11 protein-coding genes are annotated in these 12,117 nt (G+C 60.0%); 6 read left to right on the top strand and 5 right to left on the bottom strand.

Going from position 1 to position 12,117, the window contains the following annotated elements:
- Positions 1-221: 221 nt before the first annotated feature.
- Positions 222-1,400: a M20 aminoacylase family protein gene (locus F3H58_RS09665; protein WP_188128851.1), complete on the top strand. Its 1,179-nt coding sequence runs from the start codon at positions 222-224 to the stop codon at positions 1,398-1,400.
- Between the two features lie 76 nt (positions 1,401-1,476).
- Here F3H58_RS09665 and F3H58_RS09660 read toward each other — a convergent pair whose 3' ends face one another.
- Positions 1,477-1,620 carry a hypothetical protein gene (locus F3H58_RS09660; protein WP_003505150.1) on the bottom strand — a complete coding sequence of 48 codons (144 nt, stop codon included), beginning with the start codon at positions 1,618-1,620 and terminating at the stop codon, positions 1,477-1,479.
- A 229-nt stretch (positions 1,621-1,849) separates the two neighbouring features.
- Here F3H58_RS09660 and F3H58_RS09655 point away from each other — a divergent pair, with 229 nt between their 5' ends.
- Entirely contained in the window at positions 1,850-2,953 is a 1,104-nt protein-coding gene (locus F3H58_RS09655) for an NAD(P)/FAD-dependent oxidoreductase (RefSeq protein WP_149742034.1), read from the top strand.
- A gap of 2 nt (positions 2,954-2,955) precedes the next feature.
- Here F3H58_RS09655 and F3H58_RS09650 read toward each other — a convergent pair whose 3' ends face one another.
- The 4 genes from F3H58_RS09650 to denD form a co-directional block, all read right to left on the bottom strand.
- Positions 2,956-3,930: a threonine ammonia-lyase gene (locus F3H58_RS09650; RefSeq protein ID WP_149742033.1), complete on the bottom strand. Its 975-nt coding sequence runs from the start codon at positions 3,928-3,930 to the stop codon at positions 2,956-2,958.
- A gap of 113 nt (positions 3,931-4,043) precedes the next feature.
- Positions 4,044-5,828: an IlvD/Edd family dehydratase gene (locus tag F3H58_RS09645; protein ID WP_149742032.1), complete on the bottom strand. Its 1,785-nt coding sequence runs from the start codon at positions 5,826-5,828 to the stop codon at positions 4,044-4,046.
- Positions 5,829-5,837: 9 nt separating this feature from the next.
- Positions 5,838-6,740 carry an NAD(P)-dependent oxidoreductase gene (locus tag F3H58_RS09640; protein WP_149742031.1) on the bottom strand — a complete coding sequence of 301 codons (903 nt, stop codon included), beginning with the start codon at positions 6,738-6,740 and terminating at the stop codon, positions 5,838-5,840.
- Positions 6,737-7,723 carry a D-erythronate dehydrogenase gene (gene denD / locus F3H58_RS09635; protein WP_149742030.1) on the bottom strand — a complete coding sequence of 329 codons (987 nt, stop codon included), beginning with the start codon at positions 7,721-7,723 and terminating at the stop codon, positions 6,737-6,739. The genes F3H58_RS09640 and denD overlap by 4 nt, the downstream gene beginning before the upstream one ends.
- A 199-nt stretch (positions 7,724-7,922) precedes the next feature.
- Between denD and F3H58_RS09630 the strand changes: the two genes are divergently transcribed.
- The 4 genes from F3H58_RS09630 (at position 7,923) to F3H58_RS09615 (ending at position 12,115) form a co-directional block, all read left to right on the top strand.
- Entirely contained in the window at positions 7,923-9,368 is a 1,446-nt protein-coding gene (locus F3H58_RS09630; RefSeq protein WP_149742029.1) for an FAD-binding oxidoreductase, read from the top strand.
- Positions 9,369-9,485: 117 nt separating this feature from the next.
- A complete protein-coding gene (locus F3H58_RS09625) occupies positions 9,486-10,202 on the top strand; it encodes a FadR/GntR family transcriptional regulator (protein ID WP_003520305.1) in 717 nt (238 codons plus the stop codon).
- A gap of 200 nt (positions 10,203-10,402) precedes the next feature.
- The gene (locus F3H58_RS09620; RefSeq protein ID WP_149742028.1) at positions 10,403-11,563 is read left to right on the top strand and encodes a fumarylacetoacetate hydrolase family protein; all 1,161 of its coding nucleotides are present in this window, start codon (positions 10,403-10,405) and stop codon (positions 11,561-11,563) included.
- 21 nt (positions 11,564-11,584) lie between these two features.
- Positions 11,585-12,115, top strand: a complete 531-nt coding sequence (locus tag F3H58_RS09615; protein ID WP_149742027.1) for a TRAP transporter small permease — start codon at positions 11,585-11,587, stop codon at positions 12,113-12,115.
- Positions 12,116-12,117 lie beyond the last annotated feature (2 nt).

Genomic DNA, 12,117 nt, shown 5'->3' with positions numbered 1-12,117 from the left:
GACAACCTGAAGGGCAACACGAACCGAAAGACCCGCGCTACATCCGAAAGAAGCTAATGCCCCAGGACGTCAATAGTTCCATGCCACCTGTCGAGGCACGATGCAAGCGCTGAATTTCGGGGCATTTGCGGGCAGGCTACGCCCCTTACGCATGGCTGCATATGCTGCTATGTCATTTGCAAAAGGCGCCGGAAAAAACGGCCGAACCCGGGACTTTAAAAATGACCAGACAGACCGCAAATCTCGCATCCTTTGCCAACCATATGCCGGATGTGGTGGCCATTCGCCGCCACCTGCACCGAAACCCTGAAATCGGCCTTTCGGAGTTCAAAACGTCGGATTTTATCGCCGAACAGTTGGCGGCAATGGGTTATGAGGTCAACCGGGGACTGGCCGGAACCGGTGTCGTCGCCACACTCCGCAATGGCGACAGCACCCGCACGCTCGGCATCCGCGCCGATATCGACGCCCTGCCGATCCATGAAGAGACCGGTGCGGATTATGCGAGCGCCAATCACGGCGTGATGCATGCCTGCGGCCATGACGGCCACACCGCCATGCTGCTCGGAGCGGCGAAGATCATTGCCGAGCGCAAAAATTTCGACGGAACCCTGCATCTGATCTTCCAGCCGGCGGAAGAGAATTTCGGCGGCGCCCGGATCATGATCGAAGACGGGCTGTTCGAACGCTTTCCCTGCGATGCGGTTTTTGCCCTTCACAACGACCCCGGCGTGCCCTTCGGGCAATTCGTGCTGCGCGACGGGCCGATCCTTGCCGCCGTCGACGAGTGCAAGATTACCGTCAACGGTTACGGCGGCCACGGCGCCGAACCGCAGGATGCGGCCGATCCCATCGTTGCCGGCGCAAGCATCATAATGGCGCTGCAGACGGTGGTGTCACGCAACATCCATCCGCAATTATCGGCGGTCGTCACCGTTGGCGCGTTCCATGCGGGTGCTGCCAGCAATGTCATTCCCGAAACGGCGGAAATGCTGCTGACCATCCGCTCCTTCGATCCGGGCGTGCGCGACGAGCTGGAAAAGCGCATCCGGGCGATAGCCGAAGGCCAGGCAGCCAGCTACGGCATGAGCGTCACCATCGATTACGAGCGCGGTTATAATGCAACCGTCAACCACAAGGCGGAAACGGATTATGTCGCCGATCTCGCGCGGCGTTTTGCCGGGCCTGAAAAGGTAGCCGAGATGCAGCGCCCATCGATGGGTGCGGAAGACTTCGCCTATATGCTGGAGAAACGGCCCGGCTGTTATTTCTTTCTCGGCACCGCGCGCACGGATAACGATCCGCCGCTGCACCATCCGAAATTCGATTTCAACGACGATATCCTGCCGATCGGAACCGCTTTCTGGGTCGATCTCGCGGAAGATTACCTGAAGGCGTGAATGGGCATGAAAAAGGCCGGTCGGAGGAGCGACCGGCCTTTTATTCTCAAATTACCTGATGAGAAAATCGGGAGGATCAGGGAACGAGACCGAAGATGACGGCAGCGACAAAAGCCACGCAGACGCCGACAAGAGCCGCATGAACCGAATCTTTCCAGTTGCGCGGCGATTGGGGCTGCGAGACAAAGTCTTTTACTTTTCCTGCCTTGGAATAAGACATTGTACACTCCCTTCCTGCTCGGCCCTTCAAAGCGGGCATTGCTTATTTCACTCATAGAATAGCTTTATTCCCCACTGTTTCAGTAGAGATAAAATTCCATAAGATTGGCGCATCGGGAAAAATACCGATTGCGACTTGCCCACCGGCAAGCATCAATCTACCCATTGCGCAGGATCAACGCGGTGGAGGGCATTTCCGTTCAAAACCGGTGGCGGGCACGGAAAAGACCATGACGGATATCGACGCCATCATCATCGGAGCCGGGGTGATAGGGCTCGCGACAGCGCGTGAACTGGCGATGCGTGGCCTCTCCGTCATCATCCTCGAAAGCGGGAAGGAATTCGGCTCTGCCACCTCCTCCCGCAACAGCGAAGTCATCCACGCCGGTCTCTATTATCCGGCCGGAAGCCTCAAGGCGCGACTTTGCGTGGAGGGCAAGGAGCGGCTCTATGCCTTCTGTCAAAGCCACGGCGTTTCGCATCGTCGTTGCGGCAAGCTCATCGTCGCCACGAGCGATGAAGAGACGGCCATGCTCGCCACCCTGCGCGAAAAAGGCAAAGCTAACGGCTGCAACGACCTTGAGCTAATCGATGCGCAACAGGCGCTATTGCTCGAACCCGCGCTTGCCTGCGTCGCAGCCCTGATATCGCCCTCGACCGGTATCATCGATAGCCACGGCTATATGCTGGCGCTGCTTGGAGACGCGCAGGATCATGGCGCTGCTCTTGCCCTGAACGCACCCTTCGAAAAGGCAGAGGCGATGGGCAATGGTTTCCGAGTTCATGTCGGCGGAACGGAACCCACCAGCCTGACATGCCGGCTGCTCGTCAATTCCGCCGGGCTTGTTGCACCCATGGTGGCAAGAAAGATCGAAGGATTGCCGGAGGATGTTATTCCGCAGGCGCGTTTCGCCAAGGGCAGCTATTTTTCGCTGGCCGGCAAGTCCCCGTTTTCACGGCTGATCTACCCAGCACCGCACACCCATGGCCTCGGCGTGCATCTCACGCTCGATCTCGCCGGCCAGGCCCGTTTCGGGCCGGATGTGGAGTGGGTGGACACCATCGACTATGCGGTCGATCCCCGCCGCATGGAGGGTTTTGGAGACGCTATAAGGCGCTATTGGCCGGGCCTTCCTCATGACGCGCTGATCCCGGCCTATTCCGGTATCCGGCCGAAGATTTCCGGCCCGGACGAACCGGCCATGGACTTCCGCATTGATGGACCGGAAACCCACGGCCTTGCCGGCCTTGTCAATCTTTTCGGCATAGAAAGCCCCGGCCTAACCGCCTCGCTGGCGATTGCCGATAAGGTCGCGGCACGGCTCGAGACCTGACCTCAACCGAAACGAGAGAGCGCGCCGGCCATGATCTCCGGATCGACATTGCCGCCGGAAGCAACAGCAATCACCGTTTCGTGTTCCAGTTCATCGCCATGAAACAGCGCCGCCGCCAGCGCCACCGCGCCACCGGGTTCGACAACGATCTTCAGCCGGTTGAAGGCGAGAACCATAGCCCGCAGCGCTTCCTCCTCGGTCACGGCAATGCCTTTTCCGCAGAGCGCTGCCATGATGGGGAAAGTGATGTTACCGGGCTGCGGCGTGACGATCGCGTCGCAAATCGAGCCCGAGGTCGTGGCGTTACGCTCGATCTTACCCGCAGCGAGGGAGCGCGCCACATCGTCGAACCGCTCCGGTTCCGACGTCCTGACCTTGTAGTTCGGCGCTTTTGCGGCGAGTGCCAGGGAGATGCCGGAGGTGAGGCCGCCGCCACCGCAGGGCACCAGAACCTCGGCCGCACCGATGCCCAACTCCGCGCCCTGTTCGGCAATCTCCAGCCCCACTGTCCCCTGCCCGGCAATGACCAGCGGTTCGTCATAGGGCCTGATCAGCGTCAGCCCACGCTCGCGAGAAATGCGATCTCCGATGGCGTCGCGATCTTCGTTCGCCCGGTCATAGAGCACCACCTCCGCGCCAAAGGCCCGAGTATTGTCGATTTTGATCTTCGGCGCATCCGACGGCATGATGATGACGGCAGGCACATTGTGCAGCCGGGCGGCAAGCGCCACGCCCTGCGCATGGTTGCCGGAGGAAAAGGCGATCACGCCCTTGGCGCGCACCTCCGCCGGAAGGCCGGAGACGGCCGACCAGCCGCCGCGAAACTTGAAGGAACCCGTTCTCTGCAGGCATTCGGCCTTTACGAAGAGCTTCCGCCCGGCCATTTCGTCCAGAAAAGGCGATGAGAGAAGCGGTGTGCGAACCGCTTGGTTGCCGATGCGCCCACGCGCGGCTTCTATCATCGAAATATCTGTCATGTCGTGCCCCTGTGATGCGGATTTGCGGGTACATTAGGAGGTTGCAATCAATTGCGAAACCGCCCGGAAAAGAAAAATCCCCGGACGTGGCCGGGGATTTGTGTCCTATGTGCTCAATGATTATGCCGGGGCATCTTTTCGGCGATCCGGCGGAAATCCGTAGCCCCTTCCAGAACCGCGCCATCCGAAAGCTGCGTTACCGACTGGCGGTAAATGCGCTGCCATGGCGTCGCATCGGCGGGAACGGCGGGAATGCCATCAGCCTTGCGGGCGGCAAGCTGCTCATCCGGCACCAGCGCATTGCATTCACCCCTATTGAAATCGATGCGGATCACATCACCCGTGCGAAGCCATGCCAGTCCGCCGCCTGCGGCACTTTCCGGCGAGGCGTTGAGGATAGACGGGCTGTCCGCCGTTCCCGATTGCCGGCCGTCGCCGATCGTCGGCAGGCTGGTGATGCCTTTTTTCAACAGCGCATCCGGCGGCTGCATGTTGACGACCTCAGCCGATCCCGGCCAGCCGAGCGGCCCCGCACCGCGAATGACGAGAATGGTGCGCTCATCGATATCGAGGGACGGATCGTTGATGCGGGCGTGATAGTCTTCCGAACCATCGAAGACGACGCATTTGCCCTCGAAAATGCCCTCGCGGCCCGGCTCGCTCAGATAACGCTGGCGGAATTCCGCCGAGATCACACTCGTCTTCATGATGGCGAAATCGAACAGATTGCCCTTGAGAACGAGGAAACCGGCGCGTTCCTTGAGCGGCTTGTCATAGGGCAGGATCACGTCGCGGTCGGTCGATTCCCGACCTTCCAGATTTTCCGCCATGGTCTTGCCGGTTACGGTCGGACAGTTTCCATCGAGCTTGCCGGCCTGCAGAAGCTCCCACATGATGGCGGGCGTGCCGCCAGCGCGGTGATATTTCTCCCCCAGCCATTTGCCGGCCGGCTGAACGTTGGCCAGCAGCGGAATGTCGTAACCGTGGACCTGCCAGTCCTCCTCGCGAAGTTCAACGCCCGCATGTTTGGCCATCGCGGCCAGATGCGGTTGGGCGTTGGTCGAACCGCCGATTGCAGAATTGACGCGGATAGCGTTCAGGAACGCCGCGCGCGTCATGATGTCGGAAGGCTTGATGTTCTCGACAACCAGTTCGACGGCGCGGCGACCGGTACGATAGGCCATCTGGCCACGTTCACGGTAAGCGGCCGGTATCGCACCACAACCTGTCAGCGACATGCCGAGCGCCTCCGCCATGGCGTTCATGGTCGAAGCCGTACCCATGGTGTTGCAATGCCCGACGGAAGGAGCGGATTCGAGCGCCGCCTGCAAAAACTCCTCGCGGGTGATTTCGCCAGCGCCGTATTTGCGGCGCATCCGCCAGATGACCGTGCCGGAGCCGACCAGATCGCCGTCATGATAGCCGTCGAGCATCGGTCCGCCGGAAAGGACAATGGCCGGAATATCGACCGTGCTTGCCGCCATCAGCGCTGAAGGCGTGGTCTTGTCGCAGCCCGTGGTCAGAACGACGCCATCGAGCGGATAACCGTAAAGCACTTCCACGAGGCTGAGATAGGCAAGATTGCGGTCAAGCGCCGCCGTCGGGCGCTTGCAGTTTTCGAACATCGGATGGGTCGGAAACTCGATGGGAATGCCACCCGCATCACGGATGCCGTCGCGCACCCGCTTGACCAATTCCACATGGACGCGGTTGCAGGGCGTCAGGTCGCTGCCGCTCTGGGCGATGCCGATGACCGGCTTGCCGGAGCGCAGTTCTTCCGGCGTCACGCCGTAATTCATGAAACGCTCCAGATAGAGCGCCGTCATGTCGAGATGGTCGGGATTATCGAACCAGTCCTGCGACCGCAAACGGCGCATCGGTGTCTTGTCGTCGCTCATGAGATCGCTTCAGCCCTGTTCCCGGTTGTTCAGTTTTTCGAGGTAAAGCAGGATACCGCTATGATCGATATCGGCCCCGCCGTCACCGACGAAATCATCGAATTCCCGCGTGACTTGCTGGGTGAGCGGCAGGGTGAGAGCGAGATCCTTGGCCGTCGCCAGCACGCCGTTCAGATCCTTGAGCTGGAACTTGGACGGACCGCCCGGCACGAAATTGCGCTTCACCATCCGTTCGCCATGCAGTTCCAGGATCCGGCTTTCGGCAAAACCGCCACGTATGGCGTTGCGGAAACCTTCACGGGACGCACCGCCCGCTTCCACCAGCATCATCGCCTCGGCAACCGCGCCGATCGTAATGGCGACGATCTGCTGGTTGGCGAGCTTGCAGAGCTGACCCGCACCCGATGGGCCGACATAGGTGAGGCGGCCCATCGGCACAAAGACATCCGCAAGACCCGAGATCAGCGCCTCGTCACCACCGGCCATGATGGCGAGCGTACCGGCCGTCGCGCCCGGTACACCGCCGGAAACCGGCGCGTCGACATGATGAATGCCGAGCGCTTGAAGTCGGGAGGAATGTTCCCGCGCAATCGGCGGCGCAATTGAGCTGCTATCGATGACGACCGCACCCTTTTTCAGCGCCTCGGCCACTCCGGCCGCAAACAGCACCTCGCCCACAGCCTTGCCGTCGCTCAGCATGGTGATGACGATATCGGCGCCTTTGGCGGCCTCCGCCGGCGATGCCGCGACGACCGCGCCATCGGCCACAAGAGCCCCGGCCTTATCGACGCTGCGGTTCCAGACGGTCACCGAAAAGCCAGCGCCCAGCAGACGCCGGGCCATCGGCCCGCCCATCAGGCCTGTGCCGATAAAGGCAACCGACCGCTTCTTCTCCTCCCCGCCAACACTCATTTCAGTGAACCTCCCAGTTCGTCCTCGATATGAACCTGAATGATCTCTTCGAAGGAGCTTTCAGCCGTAAAGCCCAGTTCGCGGGCGCGCCTGGCTTCGAAACCGGGGGCCCAGCCTTCGCACATGCGCATGATCATCTCGTTCGGCTCGCGGCGAATGAGGGCGACGGCCTTTTCGCCCGCGACCTTGCGCAGCGCGTCGATCTGCTCGCCGACGGTGGCGCTGAGACCGGGCATCGACAGATTGCGGCGCGGTCCGACCTTTTCAACATCGATCGTTGCGCCATGGATCAGGAAACCGACGGCGGAACGCGGCGAAGCGTGCCAGTGGCGAATGCTTTCCGGCACCGGCAGAACCGCTTCCTGGCCGACCAGCGGCTCGCGCAGGATATTGGAGAAGAAGCCGGAAGCAGCCGCATTCGGCTTGCCGGGACGAATGCAGATGGTCGGCAGGCGAATGCCGATGCCGTCGAAGAAACCGCGACGGCTGTAATCGGATAGCAGCAATTCGCAGATCGCCTTTTGCGTACCGTAGCTGGTCAGCGGCGTGGTATGGAACTCGTCCGGGATCGGATAGGGGAGCGGCGCACCGAAGACGGCGATCGACGAGGTGAAGACCACGCGCGGCTTGTAGCCGTCCTTGCCGTTGGCAATGCGGATGGCGTCGAAGAGATAACGCGTACCGTCGAGATTGATGCGGTAGCCCTTGTCAAAATCGAGCTCGGCTTCACCGGAGACGATGGCGGCGAGGTGAAAAATGGCATCGGGGCGGGCTTCAACCAGCTTTTCGGCCTCACCCGGCGCGGAGAGATCGGCGGCACGCGCATCGACCTCACCGGAAAACCCGGCGGGCGCTTCGGGCTGGAACACGTCGATAAGCGTGAACTTGTCGATTGGCTTGCCGCCCAGCGATCCGTCCTTGACGAGACGCTGAGTCAGCTTGCGGCCAACCATGCCTGCGGCGCCGATGATTGCGATATGCATGTCTTCCTCCTCTTTGTCCCGGCCATTCTCCCGGGACCGAAAAAACATCATCGGCCAGTCGACCGATAAATTAGCTTGTAAGGTTGTCTGATAACCTTATATGATCGGATTGAAAATAGTATTTTTTCACAAACCGGCAAAAGCAAGGGCGAGAAAGCCCTGTCTGGAAGTTTAGGGCGGATTGGACGGAGAGGGTGGAATGACGATCGTGAGCGAAACCGATATCGAGGAATTGCGGTTCTCGTTGAAGAACAGGCTCGGCGAGGCTTTGCTGCTGACATCGCAGGAAGACATGCTGCGCTATTGCCGTGACTGGCACGGCGATGTCACCAGCTCTGCCGTGGCCGTCATCCGTCCCCGGTCGACCAAGGAAGTCTCCGACACGGTTCGCGCCTGCGCGGAACTCGGCCTCGCCATCATCCCCCAAGGCGGCAACACCGGACTGGTGCTCGGCGGCATTCCCGATGCCCCCAAGCATCAGGTCGTATTGAGCCTCGAGCGCATGAATGCTATCCGCACCATAGATAGCGACGATTTTTCCGCCGTCGTGGAAGCCGGTTGCATTCTCTCGGAATTCAAGGATGCGGTTGAGGACAAGGGCATGTTCTTCCCGCTGTCGCTCGGCGCGCAGGGCAGCTGCCGCATCGGCGGCAACGTCTCCACCAATGCCGGTGGCATCAACGTCCTGCGCTACGGCATGACCCGCGAACTGGTGCTGGGTCTCGAAGTGGTGCTGCCGGATGGTACCATCTGGAACGGGCTGTCGACCCTGCGCAAGGACAATCGTGGCATCGATCTGAAGCAGCTTTTCATCGGCGCGGAAGGAACGCTCGGCATCATCACCGCCGTTGCCGTCAAGCTTTACCCTAACCCCGAACATGTCGAGACGGCCCTGCTTGGCCTCAATTCGCTTGATGATGCCATCAAGCTTTACCGCCGCGCCCGCCGCGAATGCTGCGATCTCATGTCCGCCTTCGAATTCATGCCGCCGGTCGCCTTCACTCTGGCGATCGAGGCTATTCCCGATCTGAAGATGCCGATTGCCGGCGATTATCCGGCCTATGTGCTGATGGAAATCTCAGGCTCCGGCCTGGTGGATACCGCCGACCTGATGGGACGCTTCCTTGAGGGCGTGATGGAAGACGGGCTGGTGCTGGACGGCGTGATCGCCTCTTCACGGGCACAGGCCCAATCGCTCTGGCTGTTCCGCGAAGGCATGAACGAGGGACAGGCGCTGCGCGGCGCGCATATGCGTACCGATATTTCCGTACCTTTGTCGAAACTCGCAGCCTTCGTGGCTGAAGCCGAGGCGGAACTTGCGGAAAAACTGCCGGAATGCCTGGCGGTTTCTTATGGCCATGTCGGAGACGGCAACGTCCACCTCAACGTGCTGCCGCCGAACGGTTCGACGCCACAAGAGCGCGAAGCGTTCATCTACAAGTCCAAGACACTCGTTAACGAGGTCCTCGACCGTTACGTCGGCAGCATCAGCGCCGAGCACGGCATCGGCCGCCTGAAACGCTCCGATTTCGAAAGCCGGCTATCCGATGTGCAGCGCCGGATGATCACCGGCCTGAAAAATACCTTCGACCCTGATTTGCGGATGAATCCCGGTTGCCAGATAAGCCTGCAACCGGATAGCTAATCGAGGAACGGCAAAGGCGGCTGAAAACGCCGCCTTTGAAAACCCCGCTGACGGCGAAGGAGGAAGTCGCCTGTCGCGGGAAAACGAACCAAACGTTTCTGTGGAACGGGAGCAACCATGACGCTGGAGTTCAATCAGATACATCGCAACGACCATCTGCCCGGCCGGATCGCCGCGGAGATTGCGCGCGAAATCAATGATTCGAAGCTCGGACCGGGTGACAGGCTGCCGACCGAACATGTTCTGGCAAAAACCTTCGGGGTCAGCCGTTCGGTCATCCGCGAAGCGATTGCACAACTGCGCAACGAAGGCTTTGTCGAAACCCGGCAGGGCGTGGGCGCATTCGTCACCGATCCCCGGCAAAGACTGTCCATCCGCATCGAGCGGTCGCGGTTGAACGACCCGGAAAATTTCCGCGATCTTTTCCAGCTTCGCATGCCGCTGGAAATAGAGGCGGCGGGGCTGGCCGCACTGCACCGCAGCCCGCAGCAGCTGACGCGGCTGGCGGCAGCTTTGGAAAAGATGAAAACCGCCGATGACTGGTCGACGGAAGGCGTTGCCGCCGATCTCGACTTCCACCGCATTCTGGCGGAAGCGACTGAGAACGAATATTTCCTGATGTTCCTCGGCTTCATCGCAGAACGCATCAGCTCCGCCATCAATATTGCTTTTTCGCGTGCGGTTTTTGGTGAAATTCTTGAGGTGACGATTGCCGAACATGTGGCAATCTACGAAGCCGTCGAGAAGGCCGATGCCACTGCCGCCAAGAACGCCATGCGCAAGCATCTGATCGGCGCAGCCAGCCGGGTCAATCTCGAACTGGATATCTTCTGAGCAGCAATGTGCATGCCGGTAAAGCTATAGGACAGGTTTACGGCTTTACGGGAATTGAGGCGCGAAACACGATAATTTTGTCGGCAAGGCCGCTAGACTCATAGCAAAAGTCATACTAAGAAGAATGGGATTAAGTTGTCAGACATCCAGACAATAAGACCGCAGGAGGCGGCCTGTCGGGTGCTGAAGGGGAGGACTACATGACCGGTACAAGGTCCATCGACGCTACCGCAATTTTGCCTGAAGATTTCGAAAACGCGCTGCTCGTCGGCCGCGTCTGGTCGAAAAGCGAAGGCGGCCCCTGCCCCGTCCTGCTGAAGGGCGGCGTGCTTTATGACCTCACTTCGATTTCCCCCACCATGTCCGAACTTCTGGAGAAGACCGATCTGGTGGAGCGGCTGGCCGACACCGGCACTTTCGTCGCACTCGGCGCACTGGAATCTTTTCTGGATGGTTCCGCCGGCGAACTCCTTGCCCCCAACGACATTCAGGCAGTCAAGGCCGCCGGCGTCACCTTCGCCGACAGCATGCTGGAACGCGTGATCGAAGAGCAGGCCAAGGGCGATCCGCTTCGCGCGCAGGAAATTCGCGGAAGGCTGGCTCCGGTTCTCGGTGACAACCTCAAGGGACTTGAGGCCGGCTCCGAAAAAGCCGCCGAAGTGAAGAAACTGCTTCAGGAAATGGGTCTCTGGTCGCAATATCTGGAAGTGGGCATCGGCCCGGATGCGGAGATATTCTCCAAGGCGCAGGCCATGGCTTCCGTCGGTTGCGGCGCGCTGATCGGCGTTCACCCGAAATCGCAATGGAACAACCCGGAACCGGAAGTGGTGCTTGCCATCACCTCCGACGGCCGAATCGTTGGCGCAACGCTCGGCAACGACGTCAACCTGCGCGACTTTGAAGGCCGCTCTGCACTCCTGCTCAGCAAGGCGAAGGACAACAACGCTTCCTGCGCCATCGGTCCTTTCATCCGCCTGTTTGACGGCAACTTTACCATTGAAGATGTGAAGAAGTCGCAGATATCGCTTCTGGTCGAGGGCGAAGACGGTTTCACCATGACGGGCGTCAGCCCCATGGAGGCGATCAGCCGCACGCCGGAAAACCTCGCTTCGCAGCTCTTGAACCGTAACCATCAATATCCTGACGGCGCCGTCTTTTTCCTTGGCACGATGTTCGCGCCGGTGAAGGATCGCCATGGCCCAGGCCTCGGTTTCACCCATTCAAAGGGTGACCGGGTCGAAATCTCCACGCCCAAGCTCGGTAAGCTGATCAACTGGGTCACCACGACCGACGAATGCCCGGAATGGACATTCGGCACCGCGGCCCTGATGCGCAACCTGGCGAAACGAGGGCTGCTCTAGATATTTCTTCGGGAGGGGAAAATGCAAAAGACCATCAATCTCTTTTACCGGATTCTCGAAATCATTCTCGTCCTGCTGCTCGCCGGCATGTCGATCATGGTCTTCGTCAACGTCGTCATGCGTTATACGATGAACTCCGGCATCAACGTCTCGGAAGAACTGTCGCGTTATTTCTTCGTGTGGCTGACCTTCATCGGCGCCGTACTGACCTTCCGTGAGAACAGCCACATGGGCATCGAAACGCTCGTGATGTTCCTGTCCCGTCGCGCCCGCATCGTCTGCATGATCGTGTCGAACATCATCATCCTGGCCTGTTCCGCCATCTTCTTCTGGGGAACCTGGAAGCAGTCCGGCATCAATGCCAGCATGCATGCGCCCGTCACCAAGCTTTCGATGATCTGGGTCTATGGCGTCGGCATGTTCACCGGCGGCCTGATGTTCATCATCGCACTGGAGCGCCTGTACCGCTACTTGACAGGCCGCGTGACAGAAGACGAAATCGCCCAGTTCGCGGGCGAAAACCTGACGATCGAACAGCTTTCGGAGCGCTGAGA

It is taken from the genome of Rhizobium sp. NFACC06-2 (assembly GCF_900101425.1).
Classification (GTDB): Bacteria; Pseudomonadota; Alphaproteobacteria; order Rhizobiales; family Rhizobiaceae; genus Agrobacterium; species Agrobacterium leguminum.
This window is presented reverse-complemented; position numbering and strand designations above follow the sequence as displayed.